Source organism: Fictibacillus sp. B-59209, assembly GCF_036216745.1.
Taxonomy (GTDB): domain Bacteria; phylum Bacillota; class Bacilli; order Bacillales; family Fictibacillaceae; genus Fictibacillus_C; species Fictibacillus_C marinisediminis.
In genome coordinates this window covers 422,209-442,188 of the sequence record NZ_JARMMC010000005.1, presented here as the reverse complement: position 1 = coordinate 442,188, position 19,980 = coordinate 422,209, and the positions used below count along the sequence as shown (strand labels likewise).

The 19,980-nt window shown below is 44.4% G+C and carries 20 protein-coding genes and 1 other annotated feature; of the genes, 5 read left to right on the top strand and 15 right to left on the bottom strand.

The genetic code is table 11. The features are described from left to right. Positions 1–29 precede the first annotated feature (29 nt). The 3 genes from P4361_RS04620 to P4361_RS04610 all read right to left on the bottom strand — a co-directional run bounded on the left by P4361_RS04620 (position 30) and on the right by P4361_RS04610 (position 3,269). Positions 30–800 carry an enoyl-CoA hydratase gene (locus P4361_RS04620; RefSeq protein WP_328088430.1) on the bottom strand — a complete coding sequence of 257 codons (771 nt, stop codon included), beginning with the start codon at positions 798–800 and terminating at the stop codon, positions 30–32. Between the two features lie 23 nt (positions 801–823). Further along, a complete protein-coding gene (locus tag P4361_RS04615) occupies positions 824–1,432 on the bottom strand; it encodes a TetR/AcrR family transcriptional regulator (protein WP_053357629.1) in 609 nt (202 codons plus the stop codon). 145 nt (positions 1,433–1,577) lie between these two features. Next, positions 1,578–3,269 carry a long-chain-fatty-acid--CoA ligase gene (locus P4361_RS04610; RefSeq protein ID WP_328088429.1) on the bottom strand — a complete coding sequence of 564 codons (1,692 nt, stop codon included), beginning with the start codon at positions 3,267–3,269 and terminating at the stop codon, positions 1,578–1,580. 189 nt (positions 3,270–3,458) lie between these two features. Here P4361_RS04610 and P4361_RS04605 point away from each other — a divergent pair, with 189 nt between their 5' ends. Next, positions 3,459–3,626, top strand: coding sequence for a DUF6254 family protein (locus tag P4361_RS04605; RefSeq protein WP_175501797.1), 168 nt, complete (start codon positions 3,459–3,461; stop codon positions 3,624–3,626). 337 nt (positions 3,627–3,963) lie between these two features. Here P4361_RS04605 and P4361_RS04600 read toward each other — a convergent pair whose 3' ends face one another. The 5 genes from P4361_RS04600 to zapA form a co-directional block, all read right to left on the bottom strand. Beyond that, on the bottom strand, positions 3,964–4,368 hold the full coding sequence (locus P4361_RS04600; RefSeq protein ID WP_053357627.1) for a DUF350 domain-containing protein: 405 nt from the start codon (positions 4,366–4,368) through the stop codon (positions 3,964–3,966). A gap of 13 nt (positions 4,369–4,381) precedes the next feature. Beyond that, positions 4,382–6,745: an endonuclease MutS2 gene (locus P4361_RS04595; RefSeq protein ID WP_328088428.1), complete on the bottom strand. Its 2,364-nt coding sequence runs from the start codon at positions 6,743–6,745 to the stop codon at positions 4,382–4,384. Positions 6,746–6,772: 27 nt separating this feature from the next. Continuing rightward, a complete protein-coding gene (gene polX / locus P4361_RS04590) occupies positions 6,773–8,494 on the bottom strand; it encodes a DNA polymerase/3'-5' exonuclease PolX (RefSeq protein ID WP_328088427.1) in 1,722 nt (573 codons plus the stop codon). Between the two features lie 82 nt (positions 8,495–8,576). After that, positions 8,577–9,116, bottom strand: coding sequence for a CvpA family protein (locus P4361_RS04585; protein WP_091004043.1), 540 nt, complete (start codon positions 9,114–9,116; stop codon positions 8,577–8,579). Then, on the bottom strand, positions 9,117–9,398 hold the full coding sequence (zapA, locus tag P4361_RS04580; protein ID WP_062233959.1) for a cell division protein ZapA: 282 nt from the start codon (positions 9,396–9,398) through the stop codon (positions 9,117–9,119). It abuts the gene before it with no gap. Positions 9,399–9,539: 141 nt separating this feature from the next. Between zapA and rnhC the strand changes: the two genes are divergently transcribed. After that, the gene (gene rnhC / locus P4361_RS04575) at positions 9,540–10,484 is read left to right on the top strand and encodes a ribonuclease HIII (protein WP_328088426.1); all 945 of its coding nucleotides are present in this window, start codon (positions 9,540–9,542) and stop codon (positions 10,482–10,484) included. A gap of 62 nt (positions 10,485–10,546) precedes the next feature. Here the strand turns inward: rnhC and pheT are convergent, their stop codons facing one another. From pheT to P4361_RS04560, 3 genes are all read right to left on the bottom strand, one after another. Beyond that, on the bottom strand, positions 10,547–12,979 hold the full coding sequence (gene pheT, locus P4361_RS04570; RefSeq protein WP_328088425.1) for a phenylalanine--tRNA ligase subunit beta: 2,433 nt from the start codon (positions 12,977–12,979) through the stop codon (positions 10,547–10,549). Between the two features lie 13 nt (positions 12,980–12,992). Then, the gene (pheS, locus tag P4361_RS04565) at positions 12,993–14,027 is read right to left on the bottom strand and encodes a phenylalanine--tRNA ligase subunit alpha (RefSeq protein WP_053357621.1); all 1,035 of its coding nucleotides are present in this window, start codon (positions 14,025–14,027) and stop codon (positions 12,993–12,995) included. Between the two features lie 40 nt (positions 14,028–14,067). Beyond that, positions 14,068–14,301 (bottom strand) — a binding site (T-box leader). An 81-nt stretch (positions 14,302–14,382) separates the two neighbouring features. Continuing rightward, positions 14,383–15,147 (bottom strand): RNA methyltransferase, encoded by a 765-nt coding sequence (locus P4361_RS04560; RefSeq protein ID WP_328088424.1) that lies wholly within the window; start codon positions 15,145–15,147, stop codon positions 14,383–14,385. Positions 15,148–15,282: 135 nt separating this feature from the next. Between P4361_RS04560 and sspI the strand changes: the two genes are divergently transcribed. Then, complete coding sequence (gene sspI / locus P4361_RS04555) at positions 15,283–15,489, top strand: small acid-soluble spore protein SspI (protein ID WP_053357619.1); 207 nt, start codon at positions 15,283–15,285, stop codon at positions 15,487–15,489. Positions 15,490–15,526: 37 nt separating this feature from the next. Here the strand turns inward: sspI and P4361_RS04550 are convergent, their stop codons facing one another. Together P4361_RS04550 and P4361_RS04545 are read right to left on the bottom strand one after the other, a co-directional pair. Next, positions 15,527–16,012, bottom strand: a complete 486-nt coding sequence (locus P4361_RS04550) for a dUTP diphosphatase (protein ID WP_328088423.1) — start codon at positions 16,010–16,012, stop codon at positions 15,527–15,529. A 98-nt stretch (positions 16,013–16,110) separates the two neighbouring features. Continuing rightward, positions 16,111–16,704: a TVP38/TMEM64 family protein gene (locus tag P4361_RS04545; RefSeq protein WP_328088422.1), complete on the bottom strand. Its 594-nt coding sequence runs from the start codon at positions 16,702–16,704 to the stop codon at positions 16,111–16,113. A gap of 160 nt (positions 16,705–16,864) precedes the next feature. Here P4361_RS04545 and P4361_RS04540 point away from each other — a divergent pair, with 160 nt between their 5' ends. Further along, a complete protein-coding gene (locus P4361_RS04540; protein WP_053357617.1) occupies positions 16,865–18,211 on the top strand; it encodes a cytochrome ubiquinol oxidase subunit I in 1,347 nt (448 codons plus the stop codon). Between the two features lie 20 nt (positions 18,212–18,231). Next, positions 18,232–19,257, top strand: a complete 1,026-nt coding sequence (locus tag P4361_RS04535; protein WP_256226265.1) for a cytochrome d ubiquinol oxidase subunit II — start codon at positions 18,232–18,234, stop codon at positions 19,255–19,257. Between the two features lie 9 nt (positions 19,258–19,266). Here the strand turns inward: P4361_RS04535 and P4361_RS04530 are convergent, their stop codons facing one another. After that, complete coding sequence (locus P4361_RS04530) at positions 19,267–19,521, bottom strand: DUF1294 domain-containing protein (RefSeq protein WP_062233929.1); 255 nt, start codon at positions 19,519–19,521, stop codon at positions 19,267–19,269. A 68-nt stretch (positions 19,522–19,589) separates the two neighbouring features. Next, the gene (gene rplT, locus P4361_RS04525; protein ID WP_053357614.1) at positions 19,590–19,949 is read right to left on the bottom strand and encodes a 50S ribosomal protein L20; all 360 of its coding nucleotides are present in this window, start codon (positions 19,947–19,949) and stop codon (positions 19,590–19,592) included. Positions 19,950–19,980: the final 31 nt, after the last annotated feature.

Below are 19,980 nucleotides of genomic sequence, written 5' to 3'. Positions count from 1 at the left end.
CCAATCAACTTGTCAATGAAAAAAGAGCCTTAGTTTTTAAAATTTGGCTGCCTTTTTTCAACAAAGGCTTGAACTCCTTCTTGTCCATCTTCAGAAACGAAGACTTTTCCGAAGTACTCGGATTCTTTCTTTGCCCCCTCGCTGTACTGTCCACGAGCCGCATACTGCAAAAGCTCGAGGGTGTAGCGAATGGACAAGGAACTCTTCGCTGCCGCTTTCGACGCCAGGCTGTAAGCCTTTTCAAAAAGCTCTGCATCAGGATAAGCGGCAGTTGCTAACCCCCATTTCACTGCTTCCTCTCCGGTAATCGGGTCAGAAGTAACGAGCATTTCGGCCGCTTTAGCAGTTCCTACGTATCTTGGAAGTCTTTGTGTCCCAGCAAAACCTGGAATCAATCCAAGCTGCAGTTCCGGCAAGCCAAGCTTGGCTTCACTGGAAACGAGCCGGATATGGCAGGCCATCGCGAGTTCAAGTCCCCCGCCCAGTGCTGCACCGTGAATAGCTGCGATAATCAGCTTTGGATAATTTTCCATTCGGTCAAAGAGCTGCTGTCCAAAAGCCCCCAAATCAGCAAAATCGGCTTCATTTTCAATCGTTGTAAATTCTTTAATATCTGCTCCAGCCGAAAAGAACCGGCCTTCACCTTTGATCAGGATGACTTTTGTTTCGCTGTCATTCTCCAGTTCTTCAAAGACCGCGGACAATTCGCGGATCAGCTGGGTGGACAACGCGTTCGCCGGTGGACGATTCAGTTGAATTGTGGCTATTTTATTCTCTTTTTGAACCTGTAAAAATCCCACTCTCTCACACTCCTTAGTTGAATCTATTCTTGCGCGGGGATAGCCCCTGCATTGTTGCTTAAACCATTAACAAGCATTCGATGTACAGGCTGAGCAAGTGACGGCAAATCATACCTATGATCATTCATAACCCAGTTTGTGGCGGTTTCATCAATGGTTCCAAAAATCATCTGTCGTGCCAGCCGGGTATCCATGTTCTTGTCAAAAGCCCTTTCCTCCATCCCTTCTTTCAGGATGAGGTCGATCAGGGATAAATATCGTTTAAGCACTTCCCCAATCTTTGCCCTTAACGCCCTGTTAGTCTGCCGAAGTTCCAGCTGTGTTACGATAGAAAGCTGGTGGTCAGCATCCAACAGGCAAAAATGCATTTCAATCAGGGTTAACAGTTTTTCAATCGCCGACCCTTTGCTTTTCAGCTCGTTCCCCGTTCTTTCGATAAAGGTTCCCATTTTTTCATTAAAAACAGAAACAAGCAGATCCTCTTTATTTTTAAAATAGAGATAGATCGTCCCATCTGCTACAGACGCCTGCTTTGCAATTTTAGACACTTGGGACTGATGATACCCATGAACTGCAATAACACTAACCGCGGCATCAATTATTTTGTCGTACTTTGGGCCTTTACGTTTCACGATAATCTCCTCACTTCAAAACGAGCTGCTGTAAACTGAATGATTGTTCATTCATAATTTAATTGTAAAACAAGTCGTTTTTTTCTGTCAATTCTATTATTCCTTTGTTTTAACAAAAAAACAAGGACCTTTTTAAAAAAGGTCCCTATATCTCTTGTGTTTGCCGCTCTTTCGCTTTCTCTTCCTCCAATAAAACTCTTCTTAAAATTTTTCCGACCATCGTTTTTGGAAGCTCGCTTCTAAATTCATACACCCTTGGTACCTTAAAGGCAGCAAGGTTTTCTCTGCAATATTTGTTAAGCTGATCCTCCGTACAAACGGCGTTCTCTTTCAACACGACAAAAGCTTTTACAGTTTCACCGCGGTACGGATCCGGGATACCAACAACGACGGCTTCCTTTACCGCTTCATGCTCATAAAGAACTTCTTCAATTTCGCGGGGATATATATTATATCCTCCTGCAATGATCAAATCTTTCTTCCGGTCCACGATATAAAAATATCCATTCTCATCCATATATCCCATATCACCGGTCATGAGCCAGTCATTTTTAAAAACAGCAGCTGTTTCCTCCGGCTGATTCCAATACCCTTTCATCACCTGAGGCCCCCGCACCAATAACTCGCCAACTTCCCCAATTTCCGCAAACTCTCCGCGCTCGGTGGAATAGATGGCCGCTTCCGTATTCGGCCACGGAAGACCGATACTTCCTTTAATCTGCTTTCCATAGATCAGATTGGCATGCGTTACAGGTGAAGCTTCTGTGAGGCCATAGCCTTCCACAAGACTTCCAGAGATAATCGACTGGAACTTCTGCTGAACTTCCATCGGGAGCGGTGCAGAACCACTGATGCAAGCCTGGATGGAAGAAAGGTCATACTTCATCAAATCAGGATGGTTCAGCAACGCAATATACATGGTCGGTGCGCCAGGGAACAATGTTGGACGCTGTTTATGGATCGTCTGCAGCACTTGTTTCGGATCAAAACGCGGAAGGATGATCAGTTTTGCCTGTGTCATGATCGCCTGATTCATCACAACCGTCATGCCATACACATGGAAAAAAGGCAATGCAGCCAGCACAACTTCTTCTCCAACCCGGTGCTTATAAATCCAGATGCTGCATTGTTTCGAATTGACGACCAAATTAGCATGTGTCAGCATCACACCTTTTGCAGGGCCAGTCGTTCCTCCTGTATACTGCAGCAATGCCACATCCTCTTTTGGGTGGACGTCAACAGGGATTCGCCGGTTTTCGCTTTTGCTGATCAGTTCTTTAAACGAGTGGACACTTCCGCCATACTGAACATCAACCACCGTAAATGGCTTTTGTTTTTTCTGAACAAACGGATAGAGCACATTTTTTGGAAATGGCAAATAATCTTTAATGCCCGTCACAATCACATGCTTCAGCTGTGTCAATTCTTTTACAGCAGCTACCCTCGAAAAGAGCTGATCCAGACAAACGATAGCCGTTGCCCCGCTGTCCTCCAGCTGATGGCTCAGTTCTCGTTCCGTATAAAGGGGATTGGTCTGGACCACGATTCCTCCAGCGAGAAGGATGCCATAATAAGCAATAACCGCCTGCGGACAGTTCGGCAGCATAATCGCCACCCGGTCGCCCTTGCCGATTCCGAGTGCAGACAGTCCGTTGGAAAACCGGACAGCACTTTCGTAAAGCTGTTGATACGACATTTCTTTACCTAAAAAATGAAGAGCAACCTTTTCTGGGTTTTTAGTAGCTGCTTCTTCTAAATACGTGAATAAAGGTTGTTCTTTATACTCAACCTCACTGGGGATTTCTGGTGGATAATGGTTAAGCCATCTTCTTTCCACTTTTATCTCCTCCTTAATTCACGCCTTTCTTAAAAAAACTCTCTCATACTTCATTATAAATGAAAACGCATTCAATTTAATATATTTTTTTAAAAATTAAAAATTTTATAGTGCTTTTGGCACTTTTTTGCGGGGATGATGCAGTTTTTCCCGCTGCATACTAAACAATAAAGCAAAGGAGGGAACAGTATGACTCATTCAAAAGCGAGAAGAGATGGGGCTTTGAAAGCCGGTAAAGAAACACAGAATCCACATGGCAAAATCAAATCACAGCAGGAAATCTCGAGTGAAATCGGCATGAAAGACACCAATCAGCTGACCGCACAGCCAGCAGATTATGATGAAATCGAATACTGAGTAACATCGGCAGGTTTCGCTTTCCTTCGATCCCGCACGGTTTACTATAATCATGTTTTGGCGGGTAAAATGTTCGTTTGGCGAGTAAATTTTTATTTTGGACAGTATTTTCTTTATTACGGCGGGTAAATGCCTCATTTTCGCGGGTATTTCCACTGCCACTTAAAAAAAAAACCAGCCTAGAGGCTGGTTTTTTGCTAAAAAGCAGCAGAAATGCAGCTTTCATTCAATTCCATTCCATTATGATAAGAAAAGTAAATAAACGATGCCGAAAAGAATAAAAATTCCGCTGCAAATGAATAAAACTTTCCATAACGTATCCATTGATGCTTCACTCCTATTCAATCCCTGAACCGATCACGAACGACAGGCCAATGGATATGACCATGGAGATCAGGCCCACTGCGCGATTATCGTTTTCGATCTCTTCATCAATGTTAAATCTCGGGGTTAAAAATTCAAAGATAAAATAACCGGCAAGAAGCAGAACAAATCCGAACAGACCCCAAGCCATCATCTGAGGAAGTGAATCGTTCTGTGCGATGGAATAGCGAAAAATATTGGCGATGCCGAATATTTTCCCTCCGGTTGCCATCGCTACGGCCAGGTTGCCTTTTTTAATCTCCACCCAGTTCTCATACCGGGTGACCATTTCAAATACTGCCAGAAAAATAACGAGGAACAGTACGACTACGCTGTAATATGCCGCCGTTTGGATAAACGGATTGTGGGATACGTCCATCTCTAACCTCCAATTATTTTAATAGCGCAACGGTTATGCCGCTTCCACCTTCATTTGCCGCTCCCATGCGTGTCGATTTAACGTTGGGATGTGATTTGAGCAGCTGCTGAACACCGGAGCGCAGAGCACCGGTTCCTTTCCCATGAATAATAGAAACTTGAGGATATCCGGCTAACATCGCTTCATCCAAATACTTATCCACTTCTAGCATCGCATCCTCATACCGCTTGCCGCGGAGATCAAGTTCAGGACGGACCGAGTCATCGCTTCCCTGCACTTTTACAAACGATCTCGGCTCTGGTTTTTTCTCTTTCGTCTGTTTGATCAATTCAAGGTCGCTGAGTGATACGTTCATTTTTAAAATACCGATCTGTACCTGATATTCGTTGTTGCTGACTTTATTGATAATATGGCCTTTTTGGCCGAAACTCAGCACTTTCACTTCATCGCCTGGTTTAAACGAAGCAGATTTCGGTTTGGAAGCTGCTGCCTTTTTCTTCTTCGACCGAAGAGCAGGCGTTGCTTCCTCCAGCTTTTTACGGGCATCGATCAATCGGTGTTCCTTCACATTGCCCGCTTCTTTCTGATATTCTTTAAGTTCTTTAATGACTTCTTCAGCGGTCCTTCGTGCATTCGCTACAGCTTCTTCCGCTTTTCGCTCCGCTTCTTCAAGCAATCGGTCACGATCCCGCTCCAGATGCTGAAGTTCTGCTTCCAGCTCAGCTTTTAGCTGTTCGGCTTCCTGCCTGATTTTAATGGCATTCTCCCGTTCTTCTTCTGCACGCTTTTGGTTATCCTCAAGCGAACGGATCATGTTATCAATCTTGTTGTCCTCATCACTGATTTGCGATTTTGCTTCATCAATAATGGAGGGCTCCAAACCGAGGCGTCTGGAAATCTCAAAGGCGTTGCTTCTGCCCGGAACTCCGATCAGCAGTTTGTAGGTCGGCCGCAGCGTCTCCACGTTAAATTCAACGCTCGCATTGATGACGCCATCGCGGTTATAAGCATAAGCTTTCAACTCACTGTAGTGGGTGGTTGCGATTACTTTCGCTCCCCGTTCAAACACATAATCAAGGATGGAGATAGCAAGTGCCGCTCCTTCCTGTGGATCAGTTCCAGCTCCAAGTTCATCAAACAGAACCAGGCTTTTAAAATTCACTGTTTTCAGGATATCGACAATGTTCACCATATGAGAGGAGAACGTACTTAATGACTGTTCAATCGATTGCTCATCACCGATGTCGGCATGAATGGCTTCAAACACCGTCATCTCAGACTCTTCTTCTGCAGGAACCTGAAGTCCGGATTGGGCCATTAACGATAACAGGCCGATCGTTTTTAAAGTAACCGTTTTACCCCCTGTATTGGGACCGGTAATGATCAATGATTGAAAAGCACCGCCAAGCTCCACATCGATTGGTACTACAGCGTCCTGATCGATGAGCGGATGCCTCGCTTTACGGAGAGAGATGTATTCTCTGTCGTTCATGATTGGTTTCGTCGCCTTCAGTTCACGGCTGTACTGCGCTTTTGCAAAAATAAAATCAATCTCTGCCAGAATCTTCACATTATGGGCTAAAGCTTCAGCTGATTCCCCGACCAGCAATGAAAGTTCTTTTAAAATCTTTTCAATCTCTCTTGCTTCTTTAGCTTTCGCATCTTTCAGCTGATTATTGATCGCAACGACAGCTTGAGGCTCAATAAAGAGTGTGGCTCCTGAAGAGGACTGGTCATGCACCATACCACCAAAGCTGCCGCGGTATTCCTGTTTAACCGGCAGCACGAAGCGGTCATTTCGAATCGTGATGATCGCATCGGATAGCATTTTTTGATAGCTCGAGGAACGGACCATACTTTCCAATTTCTCACGCACTCTAGCCTCGAACGTGCGCAGCTGGCTTCTAATTGTACGCAAAGCCGGACTGGCACTGTCCATAACATGGCCGTTGTCGTCTATGCAAGCTTTAATCTCCTGCTCCAGTTCAATCAGCGGTTCAATCTGCGCAACAAGGCTGTCAAGGATCGGCAGTTCAATTCCATCCTCCGCCATTCCCTCTGTAAACCGCTTAAAGCGCCTTCCGCCATATATTGTAGTCGCAATATCGAGAAGTTCATCCGTATTCAGCAGCCCGCCAATCTGCGACCTCTTCAGGCTTGCACGGATATCTCGTATTCCACCAAGCGGTGCCTGCCCTTTTAACCGGAGGACTTTTGCACCTTCATCTGTGCTGTCCTGCCAATGGCTGATCTCGGCAAAATTTACAGAAGGCTGAAGCTGTTCAACCTTTTGTTTGCCCAGACTTGAACTTGCGTGTTTTTTTAACTGCTCAATGATTTTTGTATATTCTAAGACTCGAAGTACTCGTTCTTGCAAAATTAGTTCCTCCTCCCAGGAGACGTTCTATTCTTTTTTATCATTTCGTTTTAAAAAGGAAGTTAACTCATCAAGTGTCATTGCGTTCAGGACGTTTTCCCGTCGAATATAGCCCTTTCTCGCCACAGAAACTCCTATGTCCATATGCCCCAGAGTATCACGGTAATGGGCATCCGTATTGATCGTGATTTTTACACCTTTATCCTGTGCTTTCTTAAGCCATTCAGGGGCCAGATCGAGCCGGCTCGGATGAGCGTTCAGTTCAAGGGCTGTATTGGTTTCAGCTGCTACATCGATGAGCATCTCCAAATCAACATCATACCCGGGACGCCTTCCGATAATTCTTCCCGTCGGATGGGCAATAATATCCACATGATGGCTTTTGAGCGCTGTCTTCATCCTCTTCATGATCGTCTCTCTGTTTTGAGAAAAAGATGAATGGATGGAGGCGATCACAAGGTCCATTTCGGCCAGGAGTTCGTCATCAAAATCGAGTGTTCCATCCGGCAGAATGTCCATCTCAACGCCTGCCAGAATTTTAAAATTACTATATTTCCCGTTCAGCCTGTCAATCTCTTTCCGCTGCTCACGAAGCCGCTCTGCTGTAAGGCCGTTGGCTACCCTTAAATACTGAGAATGATCGGTAATTGCCATGAACGAGTATCCTTTTTCCCTTGCTGCTTCTGCCATTTCTTCAATCGTGTTGGCCCCGTCGCTCCATGTGGAGTGCATATGCAGATCTCCTCGGATATCCTCCGGTTCAATCAGCCGCTGAGGTTCACGAAACTTTTCAAGTTCATCCCCGCCCTCACGCACTTCCGGCGGAATCCACTGAAGTCCAAAGTGTCCATAGAATTCTTCTTCAGTGGAAAAGGTCGTTATCTCACCTGTTTCTGTATTTTCAACACCATATTCGCTGATTTTTTCATTGCGTTCTTTCGCCAGCTGCCTCATCTTCACGTTATGTTCCATGGAACCGGTAAAATGATGCAAGGCAGAGGCATACTGCTCTTGGGATACGAGCCTGAAATCGACTGAAACAGGATAATCATAATGAAATTGGAGTGAAACTTTTGTATCTCCTTTTGCGATGATATCCGTAACGCCTTCCAGCTGGACGAGCTGTTTTTTCACTTTAGCCGCATCGGAAACTGCGAGAATAAAATCCAGATCCTTGATCGTCTCACGAAAACGGCGGAGGCTGCCTGCCAAGGAAAACTTCAGAATACCTTTTATATCTTTCAGCTGTTCTTCAATTTTTTCTGCGACCGGAAGCATAAATGCAATCGGAAGCCGTTCAGGGCGCTTACCGAGTTCCTCGATCGCTGCCAGTATTTTCTCTTCTGTTTTTGTTCCGAATCCTGCGAGACCTCTAACTTTTTCTTTTTCACACGCTTCTTTAAGGCCCTTGATGTCCGTTACTCCGAGCTCCTGATAAAGCTTCGCAATTTTTTTCCCGCCAAGCCCCGATATGTCGAGCATGGTCAGAAGGCCTGAAGGAACCGCTGCCTGCAATTCTTCAAGCAGCGATGATTTGCCTGTCTCAAGAAGTTCAGTAATGACAGTAGCCGTCCCTTTTCCAATTCCTTTTAATTTGGACGGATCCCCGATCTGCTCCATGTTCCGGTCATCCGATTCCAACGCTTGAGCCGCTCTTCGGTAAGCCGAAGTTTTAAAGGAGTTCTCGCCTTTGATCTCTAAATAAACGGCGATCATTTCAAGTACATTAACAACCTGCTTCTTATTCAAATGAACACCCACTTTCACAAGACTTGTACCACATTGCCGATTACTATGGACGGTAAAAAAACTTCTCTGTTAAAGAGAAGTTTTACCCCATATTTTTTGACCATAAATCTTTAATCGTTTCAGAGAATACTGGAGTATTTTCAACCATTCCCTGTCCGATAAAGGAATCCTGGTAAGCCGTATGGATGGAACCAGACGGAATCAACGAAGCGACATATAGCAATAAGAATAAAATCAGATAAACTTCGATAAATCCCAGGACTCCTCCGAGCCAGCGGTTTACCGTGCGGAGCAGCGGCAGGTCAGCAATAAAGTTAAGCATGTTTCCTACGATCTGCAAGATGATCTTCGTTCCGAAAAACAAGAGAGCAAAGGCGATGGCACGATAGTATACATCCTCTAAGGAAATGCTGCTCAGTATCGTTGACATCGGGCTGTCATTACCGATCGAAGGATATGGAATCCACAATTTTAAATGAGGCGCCAAGTCGTCAAAATATAGATAAGCCACGACGTAAGCCGCTATAAACCCAACGAGATGGACAACCTGCATGACCAAACCTCGTTTCAGTCCGATAAAAAAACCGGCAATCAATATAACAATTAAAATAATATCTAGCATTTATTTATCCTCTTTCCTAATCTGCTGTTGCAATTTTTCCAGCTCTTCTTTAGTCTTTAAGTATTCGTTCATCAGATTAACAGCTGTCAGAACGGCAAGCTGTTTCGTATCCAATACTGCATTATATTGCTGGATATCCCGCATCTTTTCGTCAACCATAGCAGCTACCGAACGAATGTGGCTGGAAGTCTCAGTTCCTATTACTGTGTATTTTTGACCAAAGATTTCTACAATGGTCCTTGCTTTCATATTGTCTTCCGCCACGAAATTACCTCCAATCATAGTTCCACTTGCAAAAAAGCTATGAACTCTAATCATTATCTTAACAGAAAGCGAACGGTTATGAAAATATTTGTTCTAAAACCAGCTATCATTTTATCCAAATTCTACTAAAAAATAAAACGAAAGAAAAGGAACATGAAGATGGCAAATACTGTATTAAAAGTAACATCCCAAGAGATCAATAAAATGAAGGAAGCTTACCAAGCATACATCCAGCCTTCTTCCCCGCCTGGCAGCATATTTACGGCTAAGCCTGCAGGCTGCACGGTAACGGCCTATAAATCAGGCAAGGTTCTTTTTCAGGGAAAGACAGCTGAAATCGAGGCTGGAAAATGGGGTTCTCCTCTACCCGCAGCTTCTCCGAAACCAGCTAAAGCAAAGCCGCCCCATGCCTTTGCTCCTCCCGAAAACGTGAGTACACTCTCTCTTATTGGAAGCGATGAAGTGGGAACGGGAGATTACTTTGGCCCGATTACCGTCGTGGCCTCCTATGTTCCAGCGGCACAGCTTGAACTGCTAAAAGAACTTGGAGTAAAGGATTCAAAATTTCTGAACGACAAACAGATCGAATCCATCGCCAAGGACCTTCTGCATACCATCCCTTACAGCCTGCTCGTCCTTCCCAACAGGAGGTACAATGAACTTCAGGCAAAAGGGATGAGCCAAGGAAAAATGAAAGCTCTTCTGCATAATAAAGCTCTTCTTAACATGCTGGAAAAAACAAAAGACTTCCACGTGGACGGTATATTGATCGATCAGTTCTGCGAGCCGGGTGTTTATTATAATTATCTCTCAAGAGAGGGAAACATCGTAAAAGACAAAGTGTTCTTTGCTACAAAAGGCGAATCGCTTCATCTGTCCGTGGCCGCCTCATCCATTCTCGCCCGCTATGCTTTTATTAAAGAGATGGATAAAATCAGTGCTAAAACAGGCATTGAGATCCCGAAGGGCGCCGGCAGCAAAGTGGATTTAAAAGCAGCGGAAATGATCCGCAAGTATGGTGCAGATTATCTGACTGACATCGCAAAGATTCATTTCGCCAACACAAAAAAAGCACTCAATCTAGCAAACGGCAAGCGGAGCTAAACTTTATTTTCATAACAAAACCCGCAGTCTCAAGAGAGACATGCGGGTTTCTATTTGGCTTACTATTTTCGAAGCTCAGCTCCAAAACGTTCTTCCAGACTGCGCAGGATGTTATCATGAGCTTTTGTCACTTCTTCATCCGTAAGTGTACGTTCCGGATCAAAATATTTCAAAGAAAAGGCGAGTGATTTTTTGCCTTCTTCCATATGTTCTCCTTCGTACAGATCAAACAGGCTGCTTTCCTTGAGGAGAGCTCCTCCCGCTTCATAAATCACAGTGTTTAAGTCTCCTGCAGGCAGGTTCTTATCAACCACCAATGCAATATCCCGTGTAATGGAAGGGAATCTAGGAAGCGGGTGATAAACGGTAGGTTCTACCGTGGCCTGGATAAGCTGATCCAGATCCAATTCAAACACGTACGTCTCGTTTAAATCCCACTCTTTTTGAGTTCCAGGATGAATCTGGCCGATCAAGCCGATGGTGATGCTGTCGAGTTTAATTACTGCTGTTCTTCCAGGATGCATCCCTTTCAAACTTTCGCTTTCAAAGGTGATACGGCTGTACAATCCGAGTTCTTCGAATAACCCTTCAAGGATTCCTTTTGCAACAAAGAAGTCTGTTTTCTTCTTTTCACCTTGCCAAGGATGGATATTCCACAAGCCTGTCAGTGCACCGGAGAGATATGTTTTCTCTTCAGGCAGAACAGAGATCTGCTGTTCGTAGGCAAAGAAGACAGAACTGATTTCAAAGACACCTACATCATCAATTGAACGGTGATGATTGTGGCGCACTACTTCAAGAAGCTGCGGAATCAGTGTACTGCGAAGAGTGCTGCGCTCCTCGCTCATCGGGTGGGAAACCGAGATGGGTTGAACGTTTTCCTGCTCCTCCTTCACAAAAGAGAAACTGGTTGATTTTTCAGGGGTCGTCAGTGCATATGTTACAGCCTGATAGAGCCCGGCGCCTTCAAGATAACGCATAACCTTTCTGCGAGCTGCCTGATAGGGGCTCAATCCTCCTGGACGGCCTTCCGTTACAAGATACGTTGTCGGAATACGGTCATAACCGTAGATTCTTCCCACTTCCTCTACAAGATCCGCATCGATGGTAATATCCGGCCTTCGGGCTGGAACGGTAACCTTGAATGTTTCTCCTTGTACCTCAAATTGGAAACGAAGTCTCGTAAAGATTTCACTGATCTGTTCGTTTTCAATAGAAGTTCCGAGCAAGCTGTTAATCCTTGTTTGGGTGACTTCAGCTCTTCCTTCACTTACCAAGCGTTCGCCATCTTCTACGATGCCTTCTGCCACTTCTCCTCCGGCATATTTCGCCATTAAGGAAGCAGCACGTTGAGCAGCCTCATATACACGGTTGCGGTCGATGCCTTTTTCATAGCGTGCACTTGCTTCACTTCGAAGTCCAAGATCCTTGGATGCTGCTCTTACACGCTGTCCTTCAAAATAAGCAGCTTCCAGCAGTACAGTCGTCGTATCTTCCTGAACTTCTGATGTTGCTCCGCCCATTACACCGGCCACAGCAACAGGTACTTCTCCATTGGTGATCACAAGATGGCTGCTGTTTAAAATTCGTACTGCATCATCAAGCGTCACAATTTCTTCTCCGTCTTTCGCCCGGCGGATAACTACTTCCTTTGATCCGAAACGGTCATAGTCAAAGGCGTGGAGCGGCTGTCCGTATTCGAGCAATACGTAGTTCGTTATATCGACCACATTATTGATTGGACGGATTCCTGCTGCAATCAAACGGTTTTGCAGCCAAAGAGGTGATGGCGCGATCGAAACATTCTTGATCACCATAGCTCCGTAGTAAGGATTATCTTCTTTTGCATCAACTTTTACCGAAATATAATCTGAAGCTTTTTCAGCTGTATAATCTACGGAAACTTCAGGAAGACGAAGCTCCTCATTTAGAATGGCAGCAACCTCGTAAGCCACACCAATCATGTTTAAGCAGTCGGCACGGTTTGGTGTCAATCCGAGCTCAAGAACATAGTCATCCAGGTTCAAATAACTCAAGGCATCGCTGCCAACTTCCGCATCGGAAGGCATAACGAAAATCCCTGTTGAATACTCTTTCGGCACCAATTTCGTTTCCACACCAAGTTCAGTTAGTGAACAGATCATTCCATGAGACGCTTCTCCGCGAAGTTTCGCTTTCTTAATCTTGAAGTTTCCAGGAAGTACAGCACCTACTTGCGCTACCGGCACTTTTTGGCCAGCAGCCACGTTTGGAGCACCGCACACGATTTGTACCGGGTCTTCTTCACCGATGTCGACTTTACAGACACGGAGTTTATCGGCATTTGGATGCTGAACACATTCCAGAACATGTCCGACGACCACTCCTTTAATCCCTTTGTTGAGTGATTCCACGATTTCTACTTCAATTCCGCTTTTCGTAATTTTTTCACCAAGCTCTGCAGCACTGATATTAATATTTACATACTCTTTCAGCCAGTTATATGAAACTAACACAGGGTTCCCCTCCTTATGCCTTTTTAAATTGTTTTAAGAAACGAAGATCGTTTGTGTAAAAATGACGGATATCATCAATGCCATACTTCAGCATCGCAATCCGTTCAGGGCCCATTCCAAATGCAAACCCTGTGTATTTCTTTGAGTCGAAGCCTGCCATCTCCAATACGTTCGGATGGACCATACCTGCTCCAAGGATCTCAATCCAGCCAGTATGCTTACAGATCGAGCAGCCTTTTCCACCACATTTAAAACAGGAAATATCCATCTCGACAGACGGTTCTGTGAATGGGAAAAAGCTTGGGCGCAATCGGATTTTGCGCTCTTCGCCGAACATTTTTTTAGCGAAGGTTTCAAGAACACCTTTTAAGTCACTCAAGCGGACATTCTCATCGACGACAAGTCCTTCGATTTGCATGAACTGATGAGAGTGAGTCGCATCATCGTCATCCCTTCTGTACACTTTCCCCGGAGAAATTATTTTTACCGGGCCTCTTCCGTGATGTTTTTCCATCGTTCTTGCCTGCACCGGAGAAGTCTGTGTACGAAGCAGAATGTCTTCTGTAATAAAGAATGAATCCTGCATGTCTCTTGCCGGATGTCCTTTCGGAAGGTTCAGTGCTTCAAAATTGTAATAATCGGTTTCCACTTCTGGGCCTTCTGCCACCGTGAAGCCCATCGTTAAGAAAAGATCTTCAATCTCTTCAACGACTGCCGTTAACGGATGGGAGTTCCCCTTTCTGACCGGCCGGCCCGGAAGTGTAACATCGATCGATTCTTTTTTCAGCTTTTCTTCAATAGCAGCCTGTTCCATCTGGCTGATTTTCGTATCAAGCGCAGCTGTGATCGCATCCCTTACTTCATTCGCATAAGCCCCAATAACAGGACGTTCTTCCGGAGATAGTTTCCCCATCCCTTTCAGTACTTCTGTGATCGGCCCTTTTTTACCCAAATAAGATACTTTTATGTCCTGTAATTCTTTCAGCTCATTTGCTTGCTGAATTTTCACCAATGCTTCTTCCTTTAATGCCTGCAATCGGTCCTGCATAACATCTTGCCTCCTTTAGAAATAAAAAAACCCCGTCCATAAAAGGGACGAGGATTCGCGGTACCACCCAGATTAATCAAGAATTCAGGCCAACGCCATCATACTTGTTCACTTCGTTTTCATAACGGACTTGGTCCGGTCCACCCTACTTGTAGGTTCAGGCGACTGCTCAGGAGCGAATTCGATAAATTCTACCGGAGAAACACTTTCAGTCAAGGTGTTTCCTCCCTTTGCCGGCGAGCTCTTATTTACTACTCTCCATCGATGCATTTTATTCATGCAGTTGTCTTCTTATTATAGTTGAACTTCCTTATCTGTGCAATTGCCAATCTATTTTATAATGTATTCCTTTTTGTTATTTCCTGTTCTTCTGAAGTTCATACAGCATGATTCCAGCCGCAACAGCAACGTTTAGTGATTCAGCATTCCCGAACATCGGGATATAGACAAGCTGATCTGCGGATTCCATAATTTCCATCCTCACTCCGCTGCCTTCGTTTCCTACAACGAGCGCAAACGTTCCTGAAGATTGCACGTCATGCAATGATTGGGCACCTTTTAGTGCAGAAACGAAAACAGGTACCTGTTCCTGTCTGCATGCTGCGATCCAATCCTGAAGATTTCCTTTTACAACGGGAAGATGGAACAGCGAACCTTGTGTAGAGCGAAGAACCTTGCTGTTATAAACATCGACAGTTCCTTCACCAAGCACAATCCCGTCCAGACCTGCAGCGTCTGCGGTTCTAATTATTGTACCAAGGTTTCCAGGATCCTGAACGCCGTCCACAAGCAGGTATTTTCCGCCGGTTTTTACTTGTAACTCCTTTGAACTCATACGGCAAATTGCCAAAACTCCCTGCGGTTGTTCAGTATCACTTAGGATTCCCATGATTTTTTTAGAAACTACCCATGGGTCCAGGCGAAGCTGTTCCCATTCATTCGGCATCGGGTAGGATTCCTCTATAATCAGATGAGCAATCTGGACGTTATGGTTCATTGCTTCTTCAATCAGATGAGGCCCTTCAATAATGTATTGTCCTAATTTATCCCGTTCTTTTCTCGTGTATAGTTTTTTCCATTGTTTTATGGAAGCATTTTGTTCTGATTCAATCCGTTTCATTTGGTTCAACCATCCTTTAATCTCTTTCAACTTTTTTTATTATATCTTCAAAATGATACATAATCCATCGGCCCTTAATAAAAACTAGGAAATAGTCACAAACTTAATGAAATAAATCTGTTTGAGGTGATAATGATGGATATCGATATCCGTAAAGCAGTTCTTGCCAATGTTTCCGGAAACAATAAAGAACAATTGGAAAGTACAATCGTTGATGCGATCCAAAGCGGTGAAGAAAAAATGCTTCCTGGTCTTGGTGTACTGTTTGAAGTGATCTGGAAAGAATCCGACAACCAGAAAAAAGAAGAAATGCTCTCAACCCTTTCCAGCGGTTTGAAATAGTAAAAGTCCCGGGAGATCCTCCCGGGATTTTTACTATTTAATACCCTTCATCCTGACGCTGATGATTGATTTCATTCTTTTTGTAGTAACCATCCACGATATTTTCTACCGAAAAGCCAAGAAGCTGGCCGAGGCCAATGAATTCAGAAAACAATTGGCTAAACAGGGTTTTGTCTTTTTTGCCTTGCAGGCCGCTGATGAGCCGGTAAAGTGATAGGAATTGGCCTGTCAGGTCTTCATTGATTGCAACTGTATGGATTTCTATGTCATCCATCCCCATGTCAAGCCCAACCGACAGGATAAAATGAAGTCCGTCAACATATTCCTCAAGAATGACCCTGTCTGATGATGCAGGTTTAACACTCCAGTATTTAAAACAACGGGTTTCATTGGCCAGCTCCCCTAGCTCGACAAGCAGGGCGAGCAGACGCTGATCATAAAGGTCATCGTTATGTAAACCATGCTCTTGTATAATTCGATCATTCAGATGCTTCTGCATTTCAAATAGTTCTTTAAAACCCACGATATCCACTCCTTTCGCTCATTATAACAAACATACGATTTCCTTAAAAACACACCAAAAAACCCCAGGTTGGAGTCCCCTGAGGCTGGATCGCGTTATCATGCACTTTTCGCAGGTGTATTCTCTTTTTTTTCAAAAAAGTCCTCCCATTTGACAATCCATTCTTTCTTTCTCAGGAGATGAAACAGGACGAGCATCATGGCTGCAATTCCGATTCCCCAAACCACAGAGAGATGAAAGATATAATGGCCGAACGTAGAGTACATGAAGGCAAGCGGAACGTTGGATACCACGCTTGCTTTTGTATATTCCTTAAAACTTTTCGTTATCTCCAGGACAAACAGAGAGAGCAGGGAAAAATGGATGAAAGGAATTAGCTTTAAAATTGCGATTTGGCCCAATGAGAACTGCATTCGTTTGCCTACGATTTTCCGCTTGATTTTCATGAACCGGTTGAGCGACTTCGGCATTTTTCTCAGCAGTCCGTAGAACAGCAAACTGGACAGGGTAATGCCGATTATCGAATAAAGCGTCCCATAAACCGACCCGAACAAGACCCCGCCTGCCATACAGATCAAACCTACTGGCAGAAAAAGAAACTGCCTCATCATATGGAGCAGAATGAAAAAGACAGGAGCAAAAATACCTGCAAACTTCAAAATTCCAAGGATCTCTGTGAGCTCATGCTGCATGATTCAACCCTCCTTTATCGCCATCTTATGACATAAGACGAGCAGTTATGCTCTTCCTTCTTCCAGATCCATGAATATTTCCATAACTTTTATGACAGGTTAAAGATTAGAAAAGCTGGTTTTCTTTTACAGATAACCATTAGGTTGAGGAGTGGTTTTCATGGATACAGTCGTGTTGGCTCGTGCTTTTTTCGGAACGTCTCTTGCCTTTCATATCATTTTTGCAACGCTTGGTGTTGGTATTCCCCTCATGATCGTCATCGCAGAAATTCTTCATCAAGTAAAAAAAGACAATGATTATGCCATAATGGCTAAACGCTGGACAAAGGCCTTTGCTGTTCTGCTCGGTGTGGCTATCCCTTCAGGAACGATCGTCGGGGTCCAGCTTTCTTTGCTTTGGCCAGGTTTTATGGAGATTGTAGGAAAGGTTATCTCGCTTCCTTTCCAGATTGAACTTTTCGCCTTCTTTATTGAAGCTTTGTTCATGTCCATCTACGTTTACGCAGCAGACAGGCTGCCAAAGTATTTCAGGATCATCTCTGTCATCTTGGTGGCGTTTGGAGCTGTAGCATCCGCCATTCTAATCACCGCTGTCAATACGTGGATGAATACACCTGACGGATTTAAGATTACAAAGGACGGCACTATTTATGATGTCAATCCATGGGATGCCTTTTTCAATCCGAGTTTTCTTTCAACAGCCTTCCATGTATCAGTGACTGCGTATATGACTGGCGGTTTTGCCCTGGCTTCTGTAGGGGCTTATAAGCTTTTAAGAGGGAATCTTACGAAGAAAGAATCTGTCTATCATAAAAAAGGATTTTTAATGGCCATTGTCGTTGGTTTGATTTTTTCATTGATTTCAAGTTTTTCAGGTCATCACTCTGCACAGATCCTGCATGAACACTCACCCGAGAAGCTAGCCGCAGCCGAAGGCTTATTTGAAACCCAGCGATATGCTCCTCTTGCGATCGGAGGTTTCACCGATCCCAAAACAGAAGAAGTGAAATATGGAATTGAGATCCCATGGATGCTCAGCTGGCTCGCTGCCGGCAAGTTTGATACCGAAGTCAAAGGCCTCTATGAATTCCCGCGTGAAACCTGGCCTCCTTTTTATGTGCACACCCTGTTTAATATCATGGTTGGGATTGGGTTTTTCCTGTTGGGACTGGCTGCAGTCGCTTTGTTTTTCTGGTGGTATTACGGCAAAAGAAAACAGAAGCCTTTTCCAAAATGGCTTCTGTTCACCTTAATCTTTTCCGGTCCACTTTCCATGCTTGGCATCGAATTCGGATGGATTTTCAGCTGCAGCGGAAGACAGCCCTGGACGATTTACAGGGTCCAGACCACAGCAGAAGCAGCTACACAATCAGAAAATCTTGCTCCCTTGTTTCTATTGTTCATCGGTCTCTACCTGCTTCTGAGCGTCCTGACGATCCTGATTCTTACAAGCTATTTTAAACGGCATCCGGTATCCAAGGACTTTGAAAAATACTCTGGCTATTAAATGACGAAAGAGGGAGCATAATGAACGAAGAAGTTATTGCCATATTGGTCTTATGGACCTTTATCTTCATCTATAGCATTTTTGGATCGATTGATTTCGGGGCAGGATTCTGGGCGATGATCTACAATGACCATCGGACCTTTGCAGGAAAAATAGCCAACCGATTTCTTTCACCGACCTGGGAAATTACAAATGTTTTTCTTGTTCTTCTCGTAGTCGCCTTTGTCGGTTTTTTTCCGAAAGGCGCCTTTACACTCGGAACCGTGCTGCTGATCCCGATTTCGCTGATCTTGTTTCTGCTTTCCATACGGAGTGCCTTTATGGTTTTTTCTTATTCCGTTCAAGGATACAGAAAGACGATGTTCTTTATTTCCGGTGTGTGCGGAGTTTTGATACCGGCACTCCTGATCACGGTACTCCCTGTAAGCCAGGGTGGTTTTATTGAAGGTATGAACGGAAAAGATACCCTTCTCCTTGGAAAGCTGTTTACGAGCCCTTCCTTATATATGTACATTTTGTTCGGGCTTACTTCTGAACTATTCTTGTCATCCTTGTTTCTCGCGGATTACTCAAGGGTCTCTAAACAAGAAGGCGCCTATAGGCTCTACAGGGGGAACGTACTGATTCTTGGCCCCTCCACCCTTCTTGCTGCTGTGATCACACTGCTGGTCATACAGCCTGAGGCCGGGTGGCTGCTCGATAATCTGTATGATCAAAGGATATGGTTCATCCTTTCCACCCTGGCATTCATCGTCGGCTATGCCTCTCTATGGCTCAGTAACAAAGATGGGAAAGCAGCAGGTAAACCCCGTGTGGCTCTGCTCGCAACTGTCGCACAATACGGCTTGGCGAGTTACGGATATGGAATGGCTCACCTGCCTTACATCGTTTATCCGAGCCTGACCATATACGATGCCTTTACAGCGAAAGAAACCTTCTATTCGCTCATGATCATGTATGCTGTTGGTTTAGCGATCCTTACTCCCGGCTTTTATGTGTTTTGGAGGCTCTTCCTTAAGGATAAACGCTATCTGCAGCAGGATTAAGAGTGCAGATTAAATGAAGTACCTGGCAATGATGAAAATGTCGGCAAGCACAAGCAATGGCACTCCGACTTGAAAGCTTGGATGCTTTGTTTTATGCCGAAATTGCACCATCCCTGCCCAAATCCCGCAGGCGCCTCCTATGATCGCAAACAGCCACAGGCGGCGTTCCGGCGTCCGCCACTTCCCTGCCTTGGCCGCTTCCTTATCATGATGCATCAGCCAAAAGGCAATAACGTTAACGAGAATTAAATAAATGTAGATCATACAAACTAAATCTCCTTTTATAGAAAAAAGCCATTTCCTTCATGGAAAATGGCTTTTTGGTTCTTAATTTATGCTTTTAGGCTGTCTTTTGCTTTAGAAGCAAGTTCACCGAATGCTTTTTCATCAGAAACAGCGATTTCAGCAAGCATTTTACGGTTGATGTCGATGCCTGCAACTTTTAGGCCATGCATTAAACGGCTGTAAGAAAGACCGTTTGTGCGAGCTGCCGCGTTGATACGAGTGATCCAAAGTTTACGGAAATCACGTTTCTTTTGACGGCGGTCACGGTATGCATACATAAGAGATTTGAAAACTTGCTGTTGAGCAACTTTAAATAACTTATGTTTGGATCCGAAATAACCTTTAGCTAACTTTAATACTTTTTTACGACGACGACGTGACACATAGCCACCTTTTACTCTTGGCATTTTAAAACCCTCCTAGATATATACGATCAGT

Excerpts from the sequence above, each read along its gene's own strand:
- P4361_RS04540 (WP_053357617.1), top strand. The coding sequence starts at position 16,865 with ATGGATACAGTCGTGTTGGCTCGTGCTTTTTTCGGAACGTCTCTTGCC.
- P4361_RS04605 (WP_175501797.1), top strand. The coding sequence starts at position 3,459 with ATGACTCATTCAAAAGCGAGAAGAGATGGGGCTTTGAAAGCCGGTAAA.
- rplT (WP_053357614.1), bottom strand. The coding sequence starts at position 19,949 with ATGCCAAGAGTAAAAGGTGGCTATGTGTCACGTCGTCGTCGTAAAAAA.
- sspI (WP_053357619.1), top strand. The coding sequence starts at position 15,283 with ATGGATATCGATATCCGTAAAGCAGTTCTTGCCAATGTTTCCGGAAAC.
- P4361_RS04545 (WP_328088422.1), bottom strand. The coding sequence starts at position 16,704 with ATGCAGCATGAGCTCACAGAGATCCTTGGAATTTTGAAGTTTGCAGGT.
- P4361_RS04530 (WP_062233929.1), bottom strand. The coding sequence starts at position 19,521 with ATGATCTACATTTATTTAATTCTCGTTAACGTTATTGCCTTTTGGCTG.
- zapA (WP_062233959.1), bottom strand. The coding sequence starts at position 9,398 with ATGATTGGAGGTAATTTCGTGGCGGAAGACAATATGAAAGCAAGGACC.
- pheS (WP_053357621.1), bottom strand. The coding sequence starts at position 14,027 with ATGCAGGACCGATTGCAGGCATTAAAGGAAGAAGCATTGGTGAAAATT.
- P4361_RS04535 (WP_256226265.1), top strand. The coding sequence starts at position 18,232 with ATGAACGAAGAAGTTATTGCCATATTGGTCTTATGGACCTTTATCTTC.
- P4361_RS04560 (WP_328088424.1), bottom strand. The coding sequence starts at position 15,147 with ATGAAACGGATTGAATCAGAACAAAATGCTTCCATAAAACAATGGAAA.
- rnhC (WP_328088426.1), top strand. The coding sequence starts at position 9,540 with ATGGCAAATACTGTATTAAAAGTAACATCCCAAGAGATCAATAAAATG.
- P4361_RS04600 (WP_053357627.1), bottom strand. The coding sequence starts at position 4,368 with ATGGACGTATCCCACAATCCGTTTATCCAAACGGCGGCATATTACAGC.
- P4361_RS04585 (WP_091004043.1), bottom strand. The coding sequence starts at position 9,116 with ATGCTAGATATTATTTTAATTGTTATATTGATTGCCGGTTTTTTTATC.